This is a genomic window from Capnocytophaga granulosa ATCC 51502 (genome assembly GCF_000411115.1).
GTDB lineage: Bacteria > Bacteroidota > Bacteroidia > Flavobacteriales > Flavobacteriaceae > Capnocytophaga > Capnocytophaga granulosa.
The window spans coordinates 17,278-37,686 of sequence record NZ_KE150258.1; the positions used below are offsets into that span (position 1 = coordinate 17,278).

The 20,409-nt window shown below is 42.5% G+C and carries 21 protein-coding genes; 16 read left to right on the top strand and 5 right to left on the bottom strand.

The annotated features are described in order from the left end of the window. The first annotated feature begins 44 nt into the window (after positions 1-44). Both panC and HMPREF9331_RS11065 read left to right on the top strand, forming a co-directional pair. Complete coding sequence (gene panC / locus HMPREF9331_RS11060) at positions 45-890, top strand: pantoate--beta-alanine ligase (protein ID WP_016420992.1); 846 nt, start codon at positions 45-47, stop codon at positions 888-890. Between the two features lie 2 nt (positions 891-892). Beyond that, complete coding sequence (locus HMPREF9331_RS11065; RefSeq protein WP_016420993.1) at positions 893-1,681, top strand: TrmH family RNA methyltransferase; 789 nt, start codon at positions 893-895, stop codon at positions 1,679-1,681. Here HMPREF9331_RS11065 and HMPREF9331_RS11070 read toward each other — a convergent pair. Both HMPREF9331_RS11070 and HMPREF9331_RS11075 read right to left on the bottom strand, forming a co-directional pair. Then, positions 1,678-2,328, bottom strand: coding sequence for a potassium channel family protein (locus tag HMPREF9331_RS11070; protein WP_016420994.1), 651 nt, complete (start codon positions 2,326-2,328; stop codon positions 1,678-1,680). The two genes, HMPREF9331_RS11065 and HMPREF9331_RS11070, sit on opposite strands and share 4 nt — an antisense overlap. A 2-nt stretch (positions 2,329-2,330) precedes the next feature. Next, on the bottom strand, positions 2,331-3,659 hold the full coding sequence (locus HMPREF9331_RS11075; protein ID WP_016420995.1) for a TrkH family potassium uptake protein: 1,329 nt from the start codon (positions 3,657-3,659) through the stop codon (positions 2,331-2,333). Between the two features lie 450 nt (positions 3,660-4,109). On the opposite strand from HMPREF9331_RS11075, the gene HMPREF9331_RS11080 reads away from it, so the two are divergent. From HMPREF9331_RS11080 to HMPREF9331_RS11140, 13 genes are all read left to right on the top strand, one after another. Beyond that, positions 4,110-5,393 carry a citrate synthase gene (locus HMPREF9331_RS11080; RefSeq protein WP_034566899.1) on the top strand — a complete coding sequence of 428 codons (1,284 nt, stop codon included), beginning with the start codon at positions 4,110-4,112 and terminating at the stop codon, positions 5,391-5,393. 2 nt (positions 5,394-5,395) lie between these two features. Beyond that, a complete protein-coding gene (locus HMPREF9331_RS11085) occupies positions 5,396-7,609 on the top strand; it encodes an NADP-dependent isocitrate dehydrogenase (RefSeq protein ID WP_016420996.1) in 2,214 nt (737 codons plus the stop codon). A 117-nt stretch (positions 7,610-7,726) separates the two neighbouring features. Continuing rightward, a complete protein-coding gene (locus tag HMPREF9331_RS11090; protein WP_016420997.1) occupies positions 7,727-9,985 on the top strand; it encodes an aconitate hydratase in 2,259 nt (752 codons plus the stop codon). Between the two features lie 228 nt (positions 9,986-10,213). Continuing rightward, positions 10,214-11,638, top strand: coding sequence for an asparagine--tRNA ligase (gene asnS, locus HMPREF9331_RS11095; RefSeq protein WP_016420998.1), 1,425 nt, complete (start codon positions 10,214-10,216; stop codon positions 11,636-11,638). An 85-nt stretch (positions 11,639-11,723) separates the two neighbouring features. Beyond that, positions 11,724-12,110, top strand: a complete 387-nt coding sequence (locus tag HMPREF9331_RS11100; RefSeq protein WP_016420999.1) for a hypothetical protein — start codon at positions 11,724-11,726, stop codon at positions 12,108-12,110. Then, on the top strand, positions 12,094-13,080 hold the full coding sequence (locus tag HMPREF9331_RS11105; RefSeq protein WP_016421000.1) for a bile acid:sodium symporter family protein: 987 nt from the start codon (positions 12,094-12,096) through the stop codon (positions 13,078-13,080). The genes HMPREF9331_RS11100 and HMPREF9331_RS11105 overlap by 17 nt, the downstream gene beginning before the upstream one ends. Positions 13,081-13,188: 108 nt before the next feature. Further along, positions 13,189-13,545, top strand: a complete 357-nt coding sequence (locus HMPREF9331_RS11110; protein WP_016421001.1) for a DUF1304 domain-containing protein — start codon at positions 13,189-13,191, stop codon at positions 13,543-13,545. 140 nt (positions 13,546-13,685) lie between these two features. Continuing rightward, complete coding sequence (locus HMPREF9331_RS11115) at positions 13,686-14,402, top strand: nitroreductase family protein (protein WP_016421002.1); 717 nt, start codon at positions 13,686-13,688, stop codon at positions 14,400-14,402. Positions 14,403-14,587: 185 nt separating this feature from the next. Next, the gene (locus HMPREF9331_RS11120; RefSeq protein ID WP_016421003.1) at positions 14,588-15,049 is read left to right on the top strand and encodes an HIRAN domain-containing protein; all 462 of its coding nucleotides are present in this window, start codon (positions 14,588-14,590) and stop codon (positions 15,047-15,049) included. Between the two features lie 16 nt (positions 15,050-15,065). Next, positions 15,066-15,485, top strand: a complete 420-nt coding sequence (locus HMPREF9331_RS11125) for an SMI1/KNR4 family protein (RefSeq protein ID WP_016421004.1) — start codon at positions 15,066-15,068, stop codon at positions 15,483-15,485. Between the two features lie 228 nt (positions 15,486-15,713). Continuing rightward, positions 15,714-16,139 (top strand): hypothetical protein, encoded by a 426-nt coding sequence (locus tag HMPREF9331_RS11130; protein WP_016421005.1) that lies wholly within the window; start codon positions 15,714-15,716, stop codon positions 16,137-16,139. An 11-nt stretch (positions 16,140-16,150) separates the two neighbouring features. Next, positions 16,151-16,327 (top strand): hypothetical protein, encoded by a 177-nt coding sequence (locus tag HMPREF9331_RS13385; RefSeq protein WP_234945885.1) that lies wholly within the window; start codon positions 16,151-16,153, stop codon positions 16,325-16,327. Further along, positions 16,324-16,791, top strand: a complete 468-nt coding sequence (locus HMPREF9331_RS11140; protein ID WP_016421007.1) for a hypothetical protein — start codon at positions 16,324-16,326, stop codon at positions 16,789-16,791. Before HMPREF9331_RS13385 ends, HMPREF9331_RS11140 begins: the two co-directional genes overlap by 4 nt. Here the strand turns inward: HMPREF9331_RS11140 and HMPREF9331_RS11145 are convergent, their stop codons facing one another. Together HMPREF9331_RS11145 and HMPREF9331_RS11150 are read right to left on the bottom strand one after the other, a co-directional pair. Beyond that, on the bottom strand, positions 16,792-17,265 hold the full coding sequence (locus tag HMPREF9331_RS11145) for a gliding motility lipoprotein GldH (protein WP_016421008.1): 474 nt from the start codon (positions 17,263-17,265) through the stop codon (positions 16,792-16,794). Further along, the gene (locus HMPREF9331_RS11150) at positions 17,258-18,655 is read right to left on the bottom strand and encodes a PSP1 domain-containing protein (protein WP_172539814.1); all 1,398 of its coding nucleotides are present in this window, start codon (positions 18,653-18,655) and stop codon (positions 17,258-17,260) included. The genes HMPREF9331_RS11145 and HMPREF9331_RS11150 overlap by 8 nt, the downstream gene beginning before the upstream one ends. A gap of 172 nt (positions 18,656-18,827) precedes the next feature. Between HMPREF9331_RS11150 and HMPREF9331_RS11155 the strand changes: the two genes are divergently transcribed. Beyond that, a complete protein-coding gene (locus HMPREF9331_RS11155; protein ID WP_009641220.1) occupies positions 18,828-19,547 on the top strand; it encodes a YebC/PmpR family DNA-binding transcriptional regulator in 720 nt (239 codons plus the stop codon). Positions 19,548-19,780: 233 nt separating this feature from the next. Here the strand turns inward: HMPREF9331_RS11155 and HMPREF9331_RS11160 are convergent, their stop codons facing one another. Next, positions 19,781-20,113 carry a hypothetical protein gene (locus tag HMPREF9331_RS11160; RefSeq protein WP_040357526.1) on the bottom strand — a complete coding sequence of 111 codons (333 nt, stop codon included), beginning with the start codon at positions 20,111-20,113 and terminating at the stop codon, positions 19,781-19,783. Positions 20,114-20,409: the final 296 nt, after the last annotated feature.

Here is a 20,409-nt window from a genome sequence, read left to right on the forward strand (position 1 = left end):
CAAACCACTATCAACAAAAAAATAGTTTCGTAAATTCATAAAAAATGCAAATTTTTGACAAGAAATTAGATTTACAGTCTTTTTTGGCTCCCTTGTTCCAAGAAAAAAAATCAGTAGGCCTTGTCCCTACTATGGGAGCGCTCCACAACGGACATTTGTCCTTAATGAAAAAAGCCTTGCAGGAGAACGACCAAGTCGTGGTCAGCGTCTTTGTGAACCCCACTCAGTTCAACAATGCAGAGGATTTAGAGAAGTACCCACGCAACCTGGAAAAGGACGCGGCTACCATCGCCAGCCTATCGGACAAGATTGTGCTCTTTGCTCCCGAAATTTCCGAAATGTATGAGGGTGTTCCCTCCTCTGGCAGTTATGACTTTCAGGGCTTGGACAAGGTCATGGAAGGCGCTTTCAGGCCTGGACACTTTGAGGGGGTAGCCACCATCGTAGAAAAGCTTTTCAGGCTGGTAACCCCTACCCGTGCTTACTTCGGAGAAAAGGACTACCAACAAATATTGATTATCAAGCGTATGGTCGCCCAGCGAGGCCTACCTGTGATGCTGGTGCCTTGCCCTATCATCAGGGAGGAAAGTGGCCTTGCTATGAGTTCTCGCAACGAGCGCCTCTCCAGCGAAGGACGCCAGCAGGCAGCTTTCATCTACAAGGTACTCCAAGAGGCCAAAGCGCGCTTTGCCTCCAGCTCCATTGCCGAGGTAAAGGCTTTCGTTGAGCAACAATTTGCCCAAGCACCTGCCTTCGAATTAGAGTATTTCTTAATCGTAGACGAAAATACCCTCCAAGAGGCCACCCAGAAACAAGCCAACAAGGCTTACCGTGCTTTTGTCGCCGCTTATATTGAGGGCGTACGACTTATTGATAACCTTTCCTTATAGTCATGCAACAGATTACCAGCCTACAGAATCCCCTTGTCAAATACCTCTTTACCCTCACCCAAAAGTCCAAGCAGCGCAAGGAACATCAACAATTTCTTATAGAAGGAAAACGCGAGATTACCTTGGCCTTACAAGCAGGCTACCTCATTGAGCAGTTATTCATCTGCCCCGCTATCCTAAGTGAGGCAGAGGTCGAAAGATTTTTTGCAGGGTATAAGTATACGGCTATTTCAGCAGAGGTGTATGAGAAGCTCTCCTATCGCTCCTCTACCGAGGGGATATTGGCGCTGGCACAGTGTAAAGACCATGCGCTTTCTGGAAGTGTATTCCAAAAAGCGCATCCTTTAGTCTTGGTTGCCGAAGCTCCCGAAAAACCTGGCAACATTGGGGCACTACTACGTACCGCCGATGCCGCAGGGATTGATGCCGTCTATATCGCCAATCCTAAGACAGACCTGTACAATCCCAATATTATCCGTTCCAGCGTGGGCACTGTCTTTACTGTTCCTATTTTTATGGGCAGTAGTGAGGATATTCGCTCTCACTTACAGCAGCAGGGCTTTGCTATCTATTGTGCCGCTCTTTCGGCCTCTGTGCCTTATGATGAGGTGTCCTATAGGGGGCGTACCGCTATTATGGTAGGTACCGAGGACATTGGCCTCTCCCCTACTTGGCTAGAGGCTTCCTCCCAGAATATTATCATTCCTATGCAGGGCAAAATTGACTCTATGAATGTATCTGTCAGTGCAGCCATCCTTATTTTTGAAGCTGTCCGACAGCGAAAAAGCTAAACGATCTTCCCGATGGAGTTCTCTCTGGCCAATACAATAAGTACGTCTTCCTTATCCAAGCGAAGATTCGGATCTGGAGTTACATTCATCTTGCCATCACCATGCTTGACCGCCAATATATTGATCTCATACTTATGCCTTAAGTTCAGCTCCATAAGCGACTTGCCTATATAGCTCTTTGGAATTTTGACCTCGTAGATAAAATAGTCCTCCGAGAACTTAAAGTATTCTATGATCGTAGGGTGTAGCATAGAGTAGGCAATCTTTTCCCCCATGGACTCCTCTGGAAAAACCACTTGGGTAGCCCCAATCTTTTCCAAAACACGACCTTGGGTGTGATTCACTGCCTTACAGATGATATCTTTCACACCTAAATCCTTTAGGTGTAAAGTAATCAATATGCTCGCTTGTATATTGTCTCCTACACTGACAAAGGCCATATCAAAGTCGTCTTTCACTACATTCTTCAGGGCTATCTCATCGGTAGCATCCAAGATAACGGCATCATCTATGATACCCTCATTCAGGGCTTGCTTGATCAGTTCCTCATTGGCATCAATGGCCAGTACAGTGGATTTATTTTTATAAAGGGTCTTGGCTACGGATTTACCAAATTCGCCCAAACCTATGACTAAAAAACTTTTCATAATTATCCTATTAATATATTTTCTTTAGGGTATTTATAATTACCAACTATTCTCTCACGAGAAAAAGCCAATACAATTGTAAGCGGCCCTACCCTACCCAAAAACATGGTAAAGAGTAAGATAGTTTGAGAGGCTGTACTCAAAGAATTGGTAATCCCCATGGAAAGCCCTGTGGTAGAGAAAGCCGACATAACCTCAAAGAGAATCTTTAGAATTTCCACCTTTGGATCAAAGTAAGTTATAAGTAATGCAGCAAGAAAGACATACAACAGAGTTATAAAAACCAAGGTAGAGGCCTTATTGAACAGCTGCCATGAGATACGTCGTTTAGAGTACTCTATATACCGTCTATTGAGCAAAGAGGTACGTACCCCTAAGTATAAAACACCAAGAGTAGTAGTTTTTATCCCTCCTCCTGTAGAACTAGGCGAAGAACCTATGAACATCAGCAAAATCCACAAAAAAGCCGTTGCTGCTGAAATCTCTGTTATAGGTATGGTATTGAAGCCCACCGAACGCAGTGTGGCTGAGTGGAAGAAGCTAATAAGCAGCCTATTCCCCACAGAGTGCCCCGCATAAGCGTCCATATGATTGTATTCTAAAATAAAAAACAGCAAGGTGCCTGCCCCAAAAAGAATCAAGGTAATCAGGCTGGAAAACTTAGAATTGACACTGATTTTTCTACGCTTTCCTCTGATATACTCAAAGAGTTCTATAATAGCAGTAAAACCGAAACCTCCTAAGAACATCAATGGAATAATAATGAGGTTCATAGGAATATCAAAGGTATAATCTTGCAAACCATTGGGATAGAGAGCAATCCCTGCATTACAAAAAGCCGATACCGAATGAAAAATTGCATAGAAAAGAGCTTTGTACCAGCTATATTGCTTGATAAAAACAAAAAAAAGCAGAAAAGCACCTATAGCTTCTATGAGCAGAACGATAAAAACTACCTTTTTGATATGAGAATACAAGTCTATCTTAGCCTCATGGTTCATACCCTCAGAGATCAATCGCTTGGTATAGAAGCCTATTTTTTTAGTAATAAGCAGCACAATCACTGAAGAAAAAGTCAGTATTCCCAAGCCTCCCAGTTGTATCAACAGCAAAATGCACACCTGCCCATAGTCCGAGAGTATACCATGCATATCACAGATAGAGAGACCTGTACCTGTAACAGCCGAAGTAGCGGTAAAAAGTGCCTCAAAGAAAGTAAACCCGCTCCCCGCGCTATGCGTAAAAGGCATCATCAACAGCCCCGCCCCTACACATATCAGAAAGAGGAAAGAGATTATAATAATGGTATAAGGAGAACAATTACGTAACATCAATAGTGATTAGTGATTAGCGAACAGCGAATAGTGAATAACAAGCAACAGGGTGACACTTTTCACTCTTCACTTAATTAATAGGTGGCAAAAGTACTAAATATAAACAAGCTAACCAAATATTTTAAAACTTAGTTTCTAAACATCAATCAATAGTTAAAATATCATTTACTAATCCTCTAAGACACAACAAATTCCATGAATAGTCATTAGTCACTCGTCATTAGTCACTTGTCATTGGTCACTCGTCATTGGTCACTTGTCACTTGTCATTGGTCATTATTCTTATCCCCTTAAAAATTCTAAATAATCAGAATAGAATATTATTTTTTCCCAAACAAAACAACAATCATAGAAATTACAGTTAAAAGACAAAAAAATATTTTACTCCTGCTTGATATGTCAAAAAAAAAACGTATGTTTGTGGTAGCTAAAAAAAACACTTTTGCTATGGAAAATACAGTAAAACTAACTTTCGAAGGAAAGGAATACGAGTTCCCGCTGGTAGTGGGAACCGAAAACGAAAAAGCAATTAACATAGAGAAATTGCGCGCCCTCACAGGGCTGATTACCTTAGACTCTGGCTACAAGAATACTGGTTCTTGCAAGAGTGCTATTACTTTCTTGGACGGAGAAAAAGGTATCCTCCGCTATCGTGGCTATAACATAGAGGATTTAGCAGCCAAGGCAGAGTTCTTGGAAGTGGCTTACCTGCTGATCTTCGGAGAACTCCCCACGGTAGAAGAGTATGACAAGTTCAAGAAAACCATTCACAAGTACACCTTGGTACATGAGGAAATGCGCCAAATACTCAATGGTTTCCCTAAGGCTGCCCACCCTATGGGGGTACTCTCAGCCGCCACCAGTGCGCTGACTGCCTTTAATCCTGTTCCAGTAAATGTGAAATGCGAAAAAGATGTGTATGAAGCAGTGTGTAAGGTGATGGCCAAAGTGACCATTATCGCCACTTGGGTATATCGTAGGCGTGAAGGATTACCACTGAACTATTACAACAATGATTTGGGTTATATCGAGAATATTCTACAGTTATTCTTCTCTATCCCTACCGAAAAGTATGAGATCAACCCAACCGTAGTTTCAGCTCTTAACAAACTACTTATTCTCCATGGCGATCATGAGCAAAACTGCTCTACTTCTACCGTACGCTTGGTAGGCTCTTCCGAAGCGGGACTCTTCGCTAGTATCTCCTCTGGGGTATCTGCCCTCTGGGGTCGCCTACATGGCGGGGCTAACCAAGCCGTAATTGAAATGCTCGAAGAGATTCACAAGGACGGAGGCGATGTGGATAAGTTCGTTCGCCGTGCCAAAGACAAGGACGATCCGTTCCGCCTTATGGGCTTCGGACACCGTGTATATAAGAACTTTGACCCGCGTGCTACTATTATCAAGGCCGCAGCCGACGATGTGCTCAATGCCTTGGGCATAGACGAACCTATCTTCGCTATTGCTAAGCATCTAGAAAAAGTAGCTCTTGAGGACGAATACTTCAAAGCTCGTAACCTTTACCCCAATGTGGATTTCTATTCTGGTATCATCTACAAGGCTTTGGGCATGCACTTAGAAATGTTTACCGTACTCTTTGCCATCGGCCGCCTACCTGGTTGGATTGCACAATGGAAAGAAATGCGCCAAGGCGGAGAGCCTATCGGTCGTCCACGCCAAATATATGTAGGAGCCACCCAACGTCCATTTGTGGAACTTAACAAGAGATAGTCATGAAAAGTATCGTATATACCAAAACCGACGAAGCTCCTTTTTTGGCCACACACTCACTACTGCCTATTATTCAGCGCTTCTGTGCCTCTTCAAATGTCACCTTTGAGCTGAAGGATATTTCTTTGGCAGGGCGTATCTTGGCAGCTTTCCCCGAATGGCTCTCTAAGGAGCAACAGGTGAAAGATGACTTAGATGAGTTGGGGCACTTAGCCACTACCCCTGAGGCCAATATCATCAAATTGCCCAATATTAGCGCCTCTGTACCTCAGCTCAAGGCGGCCATTGCCGAATTGCAAAAACAAGGCTATCCCCTCCCCCCCTATCCTGAAGCTCCTGCTACGGAAGAAGAAAAGACTATCAAAGCACGTTATGATAAGGTAAAAGGAAGTGCTGTAAACCCCGTACTTAGGGAAGGTAACTCCGACCGTCGTGCCCCTAAAGCGGTCAAAGCCTATGCCAAAACCCACCCGCATAGTATGGGGGCTTGGAGTAAGGATTCCAAAACCGCTGTAGCTACCATGGACGAAGGGGATTTCTATCATAACGAACAGTCAGTAACGCTCAAAGCTGCCGACACCGTACGTATAGAACTACTCACTGCCTCTGGTAAAACCCAACTGCTCAAGGACAACCTCCCTCTACAAGAAGGAGAGATTATCGACGCTACAGTAATGAGCCGAAAGGCCTTACTGGATTTCTATAAAAAGCAGTTTGCCCGTGCTAAGGAGCTAGGGGTATTGCTCTCTTTGCACCTGAAAGCCACCATGATGAAGGTCTCCGATCCTATTCTCTTTGGCTATGCCGTGGAAACTTTCTTTGAGCCACTTCTTAGCAAATATGCTGATACCTTCAAGCGCTTAGGAGTGAATACACGCAATGGCTTCTCCGATGTCTTAGACAGAATAAGCTCCCTCCCCGATGCTGAAAGAACTGCTATTGAAAAAGATATAGAAAAGGTATTTGCCCAGGCGCCCGCTGTGGCCATGGTCAATTCCGACAAGGGCATCACCAACCTACACTTCCCTAACGATGTAATTGTAGATGCTTCCATGCCTGCCATGATACGCAATTCAGGGAAAATGTGGGACGCCAAAGGGCAAACCCAAGATACCCTCGCCGTACTACCCGACAGCAGTTATGCAGGAGTATATCAGGTAGTGATAGACTTCTGCAAAGAATATGGAGCTTTCGACCCTACCACTATGGGTTCTGTGCCCAATGTAGGCCTCATGGCGCAGAAAGCCGAGGAATATGGTTCTCATGACAAGACTTTCGAAGTACCTGAAGACGGGGAAATACGTGTTGTAGGGGCGCATGGCAAGGTATATCTCTCTCACCAAGTAGAACGAGGCGACATTTGGCGTATGTGCCAAGTGAAAGATGCGCCCGTACAGGACTGGGTAAAGCTCGCCATAAGCCGTGCAAGAGCTACAGGTGCTCCTGCTGTCTTCTGGCTGGATACCCTCCGCCCTCACGACCACGAACTTATCAAGAAAGTAGGTCGCTATCTGAATGACTACGACACCGAAGGATTGGAAATCCATATCCTCTCCCCCGAAGAGGCTACCCTTTTCTCCCTCAAGCGAGCTAAAAAAGGATTGGATACCATCTCTGTTACTGGTAATGTCTTGCGCGACTACCTCACCGACTTATTCCCGATCTTGGAACTCGGTACCAGTGCCAAAGTGCTTTCCATTGTCCCTCTAATGAACGGCGGCGGACTTTTTGAAACAGGTGCGGGAGGTTCTGCGCCTAAGCTAGCCGAACAGCTCTTCCAAGAAAATCACTTGCGTTGGGATTCCCTTGGGGAGTTCCTCGCCTTGGGTGCTTCCTTAGAGCACTTTGCACAAACCTACAAAAACCCGAAGGCACAAGCCCTTGCCGATGCTTTGGACGTAGCTGTAGGCAAAGTCCTTGAAGAAGGCAAATCTCCCCAATCCAAGGTAGGCACCTTGGACAACCGTGGCAGCCATTTCTTCTTGGCGCGTTACTGGGCTGAGGCTTTAGCCGCACAAACTCAGGACAGTGCTCTCGCCCAAGAATTTGCACCTATCGCCAAAGCCTTGGCCGATAATGAGGCACAAATCTTAAGCGAACTTATGCAGGTGCAAGGAAAGCCTGTAGATATACAAGGCTACTATCACCCCAACGAAGCACTAACCTTCGAGGTGATGCGCCCTAGCCAAACACTTAATTCAATTATTAATGGCTAATTTTTAATGATTTATAATTTGTTTGTAGGGGTAAATGGTAATTCTCCCTTGTACGAATGACAATTTACCCCTACAATAACTCAAAACTAAAAATTCAAAACTTAAAACTAACAACATATGGCATTTGATATTGAAATGATAAAAAAGGTATATGACCGTATGCCTGAGCGAGTAGATAAGGCGCGTAGCATCGTAGGCCGCCCCCTTACCCTCGCTGAAAAAATCCTCTATGCACACCTTTGGGAAGGAACACCTACCCAGGCCTTTGCAAGAGGAAAAGATTATGTGGATTTCGCCCCTGACCGCATCGCTTGTCAGGACGCCACCGCTCAAATGGCGCTCTTACAGTTCATGCACGCTGGCAAATCCAAAGTGGCTGTACCTACAACCGTACACTGCGACCACCTTATCCAAGCCAAAGAAGGTGCCGAAATAGACCTTAAAGTGGCTACCGAACAGTCCAAAGAGGTTTTTGACTTCCTTTCCTCTGTATCTAACAAATATGGGATTGGTTTCTGGAAGCCAGGGGCTGGAATTATCCACCAGATTGTCTTGGAAAACTATGCCTTCCCAGGAGGGATGATGATTGGTACTGACTCCCACACTGTCAATGCAGGAGGCTTAGGTATGATTGCCATAGGTGTCGGAGGTGCCGATGCGGTAGATGTGATGGCTGGTATGGCTTGGGAGCTAAAATTCCCTAAACTCATCGGGGTCAAACTCACTGGTAAGCTCAACGGATGGACTGCCCCTAAGGACGTAATCCTCAAAGTGGCTGATATCCTTACTGTGAAGGGGGGTACAGGCGCTATTGTGGAATACTTCGGCGAAGGTGCTCAATCCCTCTCTTGTACTGGTAAAGGTACAATCTGTAACATGGGGGCTGAGATAGGAGCTACAACCTCTACCTTTGGCTATGATGAGTCCATGCGCCGCTACCTCAAGGCTACTGGCCGCGAGGACGTTGTAGCTGCTGCTGATAAAGTAGCTGATTACCTAACCGCTGATCCTGAGGTATATGCCGAACCTGAAAAATACTTTGACCAACTTATTGAGATCAACCTCTCCGAGTTAGAACCTTATATCAATGGGCCTTTCACTCCTGACCGTGGTACGCCTGTAAGCAAGATGAAGGAAGTAGCCCGTGCCAATGATTGGCCTCTCAAAGTGGAATGGGGGCTTATTGGTTCTTGTACCAACTCCTCCTATGAGGATTTAAGCCGCGCTGTATCAGTGATTAAGCAAGCCATTGAGTTGGGCGTAACGCCTAAGGCTTCCTTTGGTATCAACCCAGGCTCCGAACAGATTCGTTACACCATCGAGCGCGATGGTATCATAGATACTTTCAAACAACTCAGCACCAAGGTATTTACCAACGCTTGCGGCCCTTGTATCGGTCAGTGGGACAGAGAAGGAGCAGAAAAACAGGAGAAAAACACCATTGTGCACTCCTTCAACCGTAACTTCTCCAAGCGTGCCGACGGAAACCCTAATACCCATGCCTTTGTAACCTCCCCTGAAATGGTAGCTATGCTAGCCATTGCTGGTCGCTTAGACTTCAACCCTCTTACCGATACCCTTATCAACGACAAGGGCGAAGAGGTAAGGTTCAAACCTCCTTACGGAGAAGAACTCCCAACCAAAGGATTTGCCGTAGATGACCCTGGTTATCAGGCACCAGCCAAAGATGGTAGTAATGTAGAAGTTGTGGTATCCCCTACCTCCAACCGCCTACAACTCTTGGCGCCTTTCGCCCCTTGGGACGGAAAGAATATCACCGGAGCTAAGCTGCTCATCAAAGCACAAGGCAAATGTACTACCGACCATATCTCCATGGCAGGGCCTTGGTTGCGCTTCCGTGGACACTTGGACAATATCTCCAATAATATGCTCATCGGGGCAGTAAATGCCTTCAATGGAAAGACCAACAGTGTCAAAAATCAGCTCACAGGTGCGTATGACGAAGTGCCTAAGGTACAACGTGCCTACAAGGCAGCTGGGGTTCCTTCTATCGTAGTGGGCGACCAGAACTATGGAGAAGGTTCCTCTCGCGAACATGCGGCTATGGAGCCACGCCACTTAGGGGTGAAGGCTGTTTTGGTTAAGTCCTTTGCACGTATCCATGAGACCAACCTCAAAAAACAGGGTATGCTCGCGCTAACCTTTGCCAACGAGACTGATTATGATAAAATACAAGAAGATGACACTATCAATTTCCTTGACCTCACCGACTTTGCACCTAACAAACCCCTACACTTGGAGTTTGTCCACAAGGACGGTAGCAAGGATGTCATCACCTGCAACCATACTTACAACGCCTCTCAAATAGAGTGGTTTAAGGCAGGAAGTGCACTGAACCTCATTGCTAAGAATTAGTAATCAAATGCCAGATGTCAGTAGTTAGTGGTTAGATGTCAATAGTCTCTATAGACTGATTTCTGACCACTGACTACTGATAACTGATAACTGACTACCGACCACTGATAACTGAATTTTTATTTTTTATTTTTTACTTTTTTCACTACCTTTGCGTTTCAATCTAAAGTAGGAAGCTATAAGTGCCTTTTTTACCTTATTACTTTTTACTTTTTACTTTTTAAAAACATGAGTATCAAAGAATTATTACAAGAAAAGACAAATGTAGACGAGGTTACCCTCCGTGGGTGGGTACGTACCTTTCGCAGCAACCGCTTTATAGCCCTTAATGATGGCTCTACCTTGGCCAACTTACAGGTGGTAGTGGATTTCGAACATACCCCTGAGGAAACCCTCAAGCGTATCACCACAGGAGCTGCTATTGAGGTAAAAGGGAAGGTAGTAGAAAGCCAAGGAAAAGGCCAATCTATTGAGGTACAAGCCACTGAAATTACCATCTTAGGAGACTGTAACCCCGACGAATACCCTATTCAGCCAAAGAAACACTCTTTGGAGTTCCTCCGCGAGCAGGCTCACTTGCGCGTACGTACCAATGCTTTCGGGGCTATCATGCGCGTACGCTCTACTTTGGCCTATGCGGTACATAAGTATTTCCAAGACAATGGCTTTTTCTATGTCAATACCCCAATTATCACAGGTAGTGATGCCGAGGGCGCAGGGGAAATGTTCCGTGTAACTACCCTTGACCCTAAGAATCCGCCCCTTACCGAAACAGGTGAGGTAGATTACAAAAAAGACTTCTTCGGGCGTGAAACCAACCTTACGGTATCTGGACAGCTCGAAGGGGAAACTTTTGCTATGTCATTAGGGAAAATATACACCTTTGGCCCTACTTTCCGTGCAGAAAACTCCAACACCTCTCGCCACTTAGCCGAATTCTGGATGATTGAGCCTGAAATGGCCTTCTATGACCTTATTGACAACATGAATTTGGCAGAGGACTTTATCAAATATGTTCTCAAATACACCCTAGAGGTACGTCGCGAGGATATAGAGTTCTTAAACCAACGCTTCTTAGAAGAGGAAAAGACCAAACCACAAACCGAACGCAGCGAGATGTCCCTTATTGAGAAGTTAGAGTTTGTCATTCATAACGACTTCAAGCGTGTAAGCTATACCGAGGCGGTGGAAATTCTCAAGAACTGTAACCACAACAAAAAGAAGAAGTTCCAATATCTCATAGACGAATGGGGAGTAGATCTGCAAAGCGAACACGAACGCTATTTGGTAGAGAAACACTTCGGTTGTCCTGTGATTCTCTATGACTATCCTGCCAAGATCAAGGCTTTCTATATGCGCCTGAACGAAGATGGTAAGACGGTTCGCGCTATGGATATTCTTTTCCCTGGTATTGGAGAGATTGTCGGCGGTTCTCAGCGTGAAGAGCGTTACGACGTCCTCAAGCAGAAAATAGAAGACTTAGGCATGGACGAGCAGACCCTTTGGTGGTACCTCGAACTACGCAAGTTCGGTACGGCCGTACATAGCGGTTTCGGTCTGGGCTTTGAGCGCTTAGTACTCTTTACCACAGGTATGACCAATATCCGTGATGTAATCCCCTACCCTCGCACCCCACAAAGTGCAGAGTTCTAAAATACCCCAAAAAGGCTGTCCGAAAAGGGTAGCCTTTTACTTTCAGATAATATTTCACTATCTTTGCTCCCACAGAAGCACTCTTATGAAAAAATATCTATTCTATACTTTAGCTTTAGTAGGATGTTGGCTCCTACCCATAGGAGTACATACTTTAGTGAGTGTTTTCTATGAAAAAAACTTCACTTATACCACTATACATGGAGTTTCATGGGGACTATCTATCTATTTTCTATTTTATTACTATAATGCTGTGGGATTACTCCTTTCCTTTCTATTATTTCAATGGAAAAGAGGACTATTTTTTGTACCTTATGGATTACTTTCTCTAGAGATATTACAGCATTTCCCCTATCGTCCTTTGAGAACTTTACTCATATGGGGTAGTATAAGTATAGGCTATGGCTTATTATTTGTGTTATTAAACCGATTTAGAAAAACAAACCGTATTCAGAATGAAAAAGATATTTAACAAACAAAACAACTTCCTTTTTGCCTTAGTGGGCATGATCATCTTAGCAAAAATCATCCCTTATAGAGATGAATACAGTGCGGTATTTAACCTAAACCGCTTTATTGATTGGGGAATTTGTATTATCTTCTTGCTCTACGGACTAAAACTCAACATCAAAGAGGTATTTCGGGATATAAAGAACTGGAAACTTCACCTATTGGTACAAGTGGGTACCTTTGTCCTCTTTCCGCTCTTGGTGGCTTTGTTCTACCCATTAGCCAAGGGAACAAACTACCAGTTGGTCTGGCTCTCTATTTTCTTTTTAGCGAGCTTGCCCTCCACGGTATCCTCCTCAGTGGTAATGGTTTCTATTGCTAAGGGCAATATTACCTCGGCTATATTCAACGCCTCCATATCGGGACTGATAGGGATTGTAGCTACGCCCCTACTCATGGGCTTTTTCTTAGAAAACACCTCGGCTGAGGTGGATCAAGGGGAGATTATTCAGCAGCTATTACTCAAAGTACTGCTACCTATCGTACTGGGGCTATTATTGAATCCTCTTTTGAAGAAATGGGTAGATAAATACAGCAAATGGATAGGTCAGTTTGACCGATTTATTATTTTGCTCATTGTATATGAGAGCTTTTCCGATGCTTTTGTCAAGCAGATATTCCTTTCGGTCTCTCCTATGGTCTTTGTGATCATTGCAGGGGCTTCAGTAGCTTTGTTTTTCATTGTATATGAAGTACTCAAGCGGCTCTCTCATGCATTGGGATTCAACAGGGAAGACACCATCACCACTACCTTTTGTGGATCTAAAAAGTCGCTAGTACATGGGAGCCTTTTTGTAATGGTTCTTGGTATCCCCGAAACCCAAAAGGTACTCTATTTGCTCCCTATTATGCTGTACCACAGCTTCCAACTCTTTTATGTCAGCTGGCTGGCAAATCGCATTGGACAAGGGGTAGATAAGAGTGAAAAGTAAATTAAGTGAAAAACGAAGAGTGAATAGTGAAAAACACGCCCTTATCGTTAACTATTCTCTTTTAAGCTAACTCAAAATTCAAAACTAATAACTCAAAATTATATTATCATGTTCGCAACTATTGTAACTATTTTGGTAGCCCTTGAGCAGCTATACATACTCTATATAGAAATGTTTGCTTGGGAAACAAAAGGTAAGGCCTTTTTTGAGTCCTTGCCTAAACATTTATTTGCCGATACAAAGAGTATGGCGGCTAATCAAGGATTGTACAACGGCTTTTTAGCGGCGGGACTCGTATGGAGTCTATGTATATCCGATCCCCAGTGGAGCCTATATGTGCGTTTCTTTTTCTTAGGCTGCGTTGCCTTAGCAGGGATTTATGGAGGAATCACCACTTCTGGGAAAATATTCTTTGCTCAAGGTATGCCCGCTATTATAGCCATATGTGTTAGCCTACCCTTTTAAAAGAAAAACGAAAAGCAAATTAAGTGAAGAACGAAAAGTGAAAAGTGAAAAACGCGTCCCTATCGTTAACTATTGACTCTTCATTATTCACTCTTCACTTTTAAGACAACTCAAAATTCAAAACTTAAAACTCAAAATCTGTGCTAAAAGATATTTTAAACTTCCGAAGGGCGGTACGTTATTATGCTCCTACGCCCATTAGTGAGGAAAAGGTACGCGAATGCCTTAAGCTCGCTACATTAGCACCTAGTGGTTTCAATATGCAACTATATGAGTTGTACCATATTACTGATAAAGCTTTGATTAAAAAATTAGCACAAGCCTGCTTGGGGCAGCTTACAGCAACCACGGCACAACAAATGGTGGTTTTCGTGACTCGACAGGACAAACACCGCCAGCATGCCAAAGCTATCTTGGAGTTTGAGCGTGGTAATATAGAGCGCAATAGTCCGCCCGAAAGGCAAGCTAAACGCATTAAAGATAAAGAGAAGCTTTACCAGAAACTAATCCCGTTTGTGTATAGTCGTTTTTTTGGCTTATTAGGTGCTTTCCGCAAGCTCTCTGGGATAATCGGTTGGTTTCGCCCTATGGTGCGAGAACTCTCTGAAGGTGATATACGTGTGGAAGTACATAAAAGCTGCGGGCTTGTAGCGCAAACTTTTATGCTAGCCATGGCTGAAGAAGGGTATGATACTTGTCCGTTAGGGGGGTATGACAGCCGCCGTATTAAAAAACTTTTGCACCTACCTTGTGGAGCAGAGGTGAGTATGGTCGTCACTTGTGGGATTCGTGAAGAGCGCGGCATCTGGGGAGAAAGGTTTAGACTACCATTTGAGGAAGTATATAGAAATTGTTAATTGTTAATTGTTAATTGTTAATTGTTAATTGTTAATTGTTAATTAACTAATTATCAATATGAATCATATGAATCAATAGTTAAAATGTAATTCGCTAACTGCATAAGACACAATAAATTGCCTCTTAATAAATTGGACTACACAATTGTTTTTCTACTATTGATTCACATTATCACTAAGACTCTATGAACAGAATTGACTTTATAAAATCTTTAGGATTAGCTTCTACGGGGCTTATCTTGCCTACAAATTTGTTAGGGAAAAGTTTGGTAAAAATCTATGACAACTACATTCGTGGCGTACAATATTACCAGTATAGTAGAGTAAAAGAGCTGCTAAAAGAAGGTGATACTTTGCTGCTAAAGCATGAAAAAGAGAATATATATGATGCTTTTGCCGTAGAGGTTTATTACCAAGAATACAAGCTAGGGTATCTTCCTGCTTATGAGAACATAGTGATTGCCAATATGTTGGATGCCAATGTCGAACTAACTACTCAAGTAAGCCAACACAATCCTAAGGATGCTTATCAATCTATAGCTGTAGAAGTATTTGCAGAGCTTATTACGCCTACCCCTCAGCTCTTTACAGCCTTACAAAATGCACGAGCGAGCGATGCGGAAGACCTCTACCGACAAGGATACTAAATAACGATTAATGGTTATGAATCCAATACTTAGTGAGAGATTGCAGGATTTTTTCAGAAAGAATCCTATAACAGTAGGAGAACCCTCAACCGCCGAAGAACTATTGTTTGTGGAACAAACTATGCAGCTGAATTTGGATGAGACTCACCGATATCTACTACTGCATTATGGAGGGGTGGTAATAGGTGACATTCGCATTTATGGGCTAAAAAATGCTGAATTAGTAGGTGATGAGACTTTTGTAGAACTTACCAATGATTTTAAAGAGCAAATAAGTATAGAGGCACAACAATATGTTATCTCGGTAGATGATACGGGGAATCCTATATTGATAGACACCGCAACTCACGAGGTAATTTTGTATAATCACGATATTGGAGCGTATGAAAAGCTCTTCAACTCATTAGAAGATCTTATCCTTAGTAAATTAATGTGAGTTCGATATAACGAAAGCTCCCACAGATTTTCACGGATTTCACAGATTTTCTATGTTTGTGCAATTGTGCTGTTGCGATTTACACAGATTTTTATAAGGCCAAAGGCCTTATTTATCCGTGGAAATTAAAGAGTTATACTTAGTTGTTGTGTTATTCTCTCTGTGAAAATCCGTGGAATCTGTGGGAGAAGAAATGTAATTTTGCTTATGTCGAACTCACGTTAAATTATGATTAAAAACATTTATAAACCTGATAATGAAGATATACTTTTTTGGTTAGCCCATAATGAAAAATGGCCTGACTCCGATTGGGATCTTTATGTGGTGAATGAAAAGAATGACGATTTGGTCTTCCAGTTAGCTAATGACAAGGCGTGCCCTGAACAAGAGTTCTTCCTGCATTGTTTGTATTATTTTATTGGTGAAGTGTATATCTCAAATGATATGGAGAAGTATCGGGAGCGTATAGATAATCTATTTAGCAAGACTGTTCTTTTGCCTTCTGTGGTACAATGGAAAGAAAAGGCAGTACTTTTATTGGCAGGAAAGATTACTTTTGACAGCGAGTTTTGGCTGAATTATCTCTTTTATCAAGATATTCAAAGAAGAAATATAGAAGACCTATTTGTGAACCTAATCCTACAGAAAAGTTGAAACAATATGCCTTGCAATTGTATACAAAAGGCTTTTCTAAAGAGGAAATATATGAGATATTCCTCAACTGTACCACTTCAACTATGGAACAAACACATAAGGACAACTTAGAGGATGTAATGGATATGATAACAGGCTGGTATGTAGGGAAAAATATTGATTTTGAAAATGAGATTAAGAAAATATGAATCTACTTACTAAAAATATAAAGCGTAATGGTTATATCGTAGTCATTTGCTATATCATATTGGTTTGTTTCTATAATGTATTCAATTATATAAGGAAACCAGGGATGCCTGAGTTACATTCCTTTTCTTGGGAGGGGATACAAGCTCTTGTAGAAACTTTCGCCGTTCCTATGATGTTGCTCTTTGAGTCCTATGAGTCAGGGGATTGGGTGCTAAATACCCTCAACAAACTCTTAACTATTGCTCCATTGCTATTTTACATAGTTGTTCCTTCTATCCTATATAATCAAAAAGGAGAAAATAGACTACTGAATCGCCTTTCTGTTAGGAGTTATTTCCTTGTAATTGATAGCATTACATTTGTCATATATGGATTGCTGGCATTACCTACCTTAGGTATAGGTTTATCTGGAGTAATAAGCTATCCTTTGTATGCTTTTATGCTCTTTTATAAGAAAAGATAATTACTTCCCCTCTATTTGGAACCCTACTTCGGTGATGCCTTGTAGGTTCTCCACGCCTTTTTCCTTTCCTAAGCTGCGGTCGGCCTGTTCTATGGAGAAAGTATAGGTTCCTTTGGTGGGAAAGATTACTCCTTCCTTATACCATAACTTACTATCCTTAATAGAGGCACCTTCGCCTAACCATTTCCCTTCGGTGGTGGCCATCTCATATTCCAAAGTATCCACTACTACCTGATTGTTGGGAAACTCCATTTTGGTAATAAGAAAGATATTACTATAAGGATAATCATTGTTATTCCTCAACATGATAAAAAGGTTGTGCTTTTGTAGTGTATCAGTCGCCTGATAGCGAAAAGCAATCGCCTTATTAGCTGGCCAACCCTGAGGTAGGGTCTCATACTCACTATACTGTATATTTTCTCCACAGCTAGCCAAAAGAAGGAAGCCTATTGAGAAAAGAAATATTCTATTCATCGGACTTAGGGGCTGTTTTATTGGGTTTCTTAAATGGTTTCCTTGTACTTTTCTTAAGATTGGTTACCTGTGGTGCTGCTTTGTCTTGATTTTGCGAGGCATTTATAGCCTTTTGTGGCGCATTATTAAATGGTTTTTTGTTTTCAGGGCGTGGTTTACGTCCTTCAGGAACACCTTTCTTTTCTTTAGCTACAGGTACTGGTTTCTCTTTGGTGTTTTTCTCTGTTTTTTCACCATTCTGTGTCGCTTCTACCTCTGTAGTGGTTGTGTTGTCAGCCGCAGGTACATTCTTGAGAGGCTGTTTCTTTTTATTTTTGCGCTTTTTCGGCTTTTCATCAAAGCGGGTGAGGCTACCTTCTTGAGCGTTTTCCAAGGGCAGAGCACTTGCGATCTCATCTTCCTCTTGCATATATTCCTCAAGGCTTGGTACGGGTTGTTTTTGCTTATTAAGCTCTAAGATTTCCTTTACTTGATCTACGGTAAGCTTATGCCAATTGATAAAATCCCCCTCATAGGTGAACCACATCAGGCGCTTGAAGATATCTACTTTCTGACAAGAAGCAATTCCCTTTTCGGTCAGTAGCTTGGTGTCGGTACGTGGAAAATCACGCAATGCCTCAAGGTAACAATCCAATTCAAAATTCAAGTCACACTTAAGTTTGCCACATTGTCCAGCCAATTTCTGGGGGTTGAGTGAGAGCTGCTGGTAGCGTGCTGCTGCTGTGGTTACACTACGGAACTCTGTAAGCCAAGTGGAACAGCTTATCTCTCGTCCGCTGGAGCCAATACCCCCAAGGCGTGCCGCCTCTTGGCGATAACCTATCTGGCGCATCTCAATACGAGTGGAAAACTCCTTGGCCATATCCTTAATCAGCTGGCGGAAATCCACACGCCCTTCGGCGGTATAGTAAAATGTTGCTTTGGAACCATCGCCCTGATACTCTACATCGGAGATCTTCATCTCCAAGCCCAAGGCTATGGCCAGCTCACGTGAGCGCTTTTGTAGTGCCTCCTCCTTAGCCCGATGTTCTTTCCAAATCTCTATATCACGCTCTGTTGCCTTGCGGTAGATTTTGGGCAGGGTGGGTGACTGGTCATCTACCTTTTTCTTTTTCATCTGGATACGTACCAGTTCCCCTGTGAGAGAGACCGTACCTATGTCATGCCCTGAAATGGTTTCGGTAGCTACCATATCCCCTATTTGCAAAGGGAGCCTATGAACATTGCGGAAAAACTCCTTACGGCTGTTCTTAAAGCGTACTTCCACGCAGTCAAAAGCCTGCTGACCCGCTGGCAGAGGAATATCGGAAAGCCAGTCATAGACGGATAGCTTTACACTTCCGTAGTTATACGCTATTTTATTATGTGAGGGTTCGTCGTTGTAAATCATTGGTTGAAAGTAATACTTTTCTAAGAGGGCAAAAATACGCAAAAAAGTCAAGAATAAAAAGTTAAATATACACCTTGTTGCTTTACAGAATATTTTTTAGCCACATAGATAAAATTTTTCAAGGAAAAGCTGTATATTTGCACACATTTTTAACAAAACAATTTAGAAGCAAATGGGAAGAGCATTTGAATTTAGAAAAGCCCGCAAATTCAAGCGTTGGGCTGCAATGGCAAAAACATTTACCCGTATAGGAAAGGATATTGTAATGGCAGTTAAGGAAGGTGGTCCTCACCCTGAGACTAATGCCCGTCTACGTGCTATTATGCAGAATGCAAAGGCGGCCAACATGCCAAAGGAAAACGTAGAACGTGCTATCAAACGCGCTACTGAAAAGGATACAGCCAACTATAAGGAAATCCTTTTTGAAGGCTATGCGCCCCATGGAATTGCGATTTTGATAGAAACTGCTACGGACAATAACAATCGTACAGTAGCCAATATCCGTAGCTATTTTAACAAATGCAATGGTACACTGGGCACTTCAGGTTCGGTGGAATTTATGTTTGACCACACTTGTAACTTCCGTATCAATGCTGAGGGGATAGACCCAGAGGAGCTAGAATTAGAGATGATAGATTTCGGAGCTGAAGAAGTCTTTGTAGATGAAGATGGGATTCTTATCTATGCGCCTTTTGAGAGTTTTGGAGCCATTCAGAAGGAATTGGAAAGCCGCCATATAGAGATCTTATCCTCTGGTTTTGAGCGTATTCCACAAGTAACTAAGGAACTCAGCCCAGAAGAGCAAGCCGATGTAGAGAAACTCCTTGAAAAAATAGAAGAAGACGACGACGTCCAGAACGTTTACCACACCATGAAAGAAAGTGAAGAGTAATATACAAAAAGAGCTGTCCAAAAGACAGCTCTTTTTGTATTATAGCCAAATTTAGATTGCAAATAAATAGAATAAGTAACTCATTCTTATTTGCTTTTTAAGGGCTAATTGCCATTAGCCCCTACAGTTGCTCACGCTAATTTTTCGCAAACCATTTCTGTTTGACTATTAAGTTATACCAATGGAGGGTGCTTGCTGACCTTGTGGAAGGATTTTGTTACAACGAACTCCTATTATTTTAAGTACAAACCGATGATCATAAGGGCAAGGGTAACAAAGAGACTTACAAGCCATTTGATAAGATCAAATTTGACTTGATATATTTCTTTTCTGAGATCTTCTTTCATCAGAAACATGTCTTTTCGTATGAGGTATAAATCGTCCTTAACCTCGGATTTATAGCGTGCTATATCTTCTTTATTAACGAATGTAGCAGCCTTAGTATCTACTTCTTTTTTTACATTTTCAGTTACAGAAGTAGCTATATAAGAAGTAAGTGCTTCAGCGGTTTCTTGGTTGAGCTTCTTACTTAATAGCTGGTATAATTGTGTTACAGTGATAGTCATTCTGTTTGTTTTATTGCTTGCGCAAAAATACGAAAAATATTTTAAAAACTCTCGCTTTTGAGGGGCTTTTTTATAGTCCATCATATTTAGAATACGGAATAGATAAGGCAAGAGACGCTTTCTTATTTGCTTTTTTAAGGGCTAATTGCCATTAGTCCCTACACCTGCCCACGCTAATTTTTCGCAAACCATTTCTGTTTGACTATAAAAACCTCCTCATCTCTAAAAGGATTTTTTTAAGGCCAAGGATAATTATCTATACTAACACAGCTTTTCGTCAAAAAACGAAAAAATAA

What these genes read in the sequence shown, in the direction of transcription:
- panC (WP_016420992.1), top strand. Translation starts at nt 45, where the DNA reads ATGCAAATTTTTGACAAGAAATTAGATTTACAGTCTTTTTTGGCTCCC.
- HMPREF9331_RS11065 (WP_016420993.1), top strand. Translation starts at nt 893, where the DNA reads ATGCAACAGATTACCAGCCTACAGAATCCCCTTGTCAAATACCTCTTT.
- HMPREF9331_RS11070 (WP_016420994.1), bottom strand. Translation starts at nt 2,328, where the DNA reads ATGAAAAGTTTTTTAGTCATAGGTTTGGGCGAATTTGGTAAATCCGTA.
- HMPREF9331_RS11075 (WP_016420995.1), bottom strand. Translation starts at nt 3,659, where the DNA reads ATGTTACGTAATTGTTCTCCTTATACCATTATTATAATCTCTTTCCTC.
- HMPREF9331_RS11080 (WP_034566899.1), top strand. Translation starts at nt 4,110, where the DNA reads ATGGAAAATACAGTAAAACTAACTTTCGAAGGAAAGGAATACGAGTTC.
- HMPREF9331_RS11085 (WP_016420996.1), top strand. Translation starts at nt 5,396, where the DNA reads ATGAAAAGTATCGTATATACCAAAACCGACGAAGCTCCTTTTTTGGCC.
- HMPREF9331_RS11090 (WP_016420997.1), top strand. Translation starts at nt 7,727, where the DNA reads ATGGCATTTGATATTGAAATGATAAAAAAGGTATATGACCGTATGCCT.
- asnS (WP_016420998.1), top strand. Translation starts at nt 10,214, where the DNA reads ATGAGTATCAAAGAATTATTACAAGAAAAGACAAATGTAGACGAGGTT.
- HMPREF9331_RS11100 (WP_016420999.1), top strand. Translation starts at nt 11,724, where the DNA reads ATGAAAAAATATCTATTCTATACTTTAGCTTTAGTAGGATGTTGGCTC.
- HMPREF9331_RS11105 (WP_016421000.1), top strand. Translation starts at nt 12,094, where the DNA reads ATGAAAAAGATATTTAACAAACAAAACAACTTCCTTTTTGCCTTAGTG.
- HMPREF9331_RS11110 (WP_016421001.1), top strand. Translation starts at nt 13,189, where the DNA reads ATGTTCGCAACTATTGTAACTATTTTGGTAGCCCTTGAGCAGCTATAC.
- HMPREF9331_RS11120 (WP_016421003.1), top strand. Translation starts at nt 14,588, where the DNA reads ATGAACAGAATTGACTTTATAAAATCTTTAGGATTAGCTTCTACGGGG.
- HMPREF9331_RS11125 (WP_016421004.1), top strand. Translation starts at nt 15,066, where the DNA reads ATGAATCCAATACTTAGTGAGAGATTGCAGGATTTTTTCAGAAAGAAT.
- HMPREF9331_RS11130 (WP_016421005.1), top strand. Translation starts at nt 15,714, where the DNA reads ATGATTAAAAACATTTATAAACCTGATAATGAAGATATACTTTTTTGG.
- HMPREF9331_RS11140 (WP_016421007.1), top strand. Translation starts at nt 16,324, where the DNA reads ATGAATCTACTTACTAAAAATATAAAGCGTAATGGTTATATCGTAGTC.
- HMPREF9331_RS11145 (WP_016421008.1), bottom strand. Translation starts at nt 17,265, where the DNA reads ATGAATAGAATATTTCTTTTCTCAATAGGCTTCCTTCTTTTGGCTAGC.
- HMPREF9331_RS11150 (WP_172539814.1), bottom strand. Translation starts at nt 18,655, where the DNA reads ATGATTTACAACGACGAACCCTCACATAATAAAATAGCGTATAACTAC.
- HMPREF9331_RS11155 (WP_009641220.1), top strand. Translation starts at nt 18,828, where the DNA reads ATGGGAAGAGCATTTGAATTTAGAAAAGCCCGCAAATTCAAGCGTTGG.
- HMPREF9331_RS11160 (WP_040357526.1), bottom strand. Translation starts at nt 20,113, where the DNA reads ATGACTATCACTGTAACACAATTATACCAGCTATTAAGTAAGAAGCTC.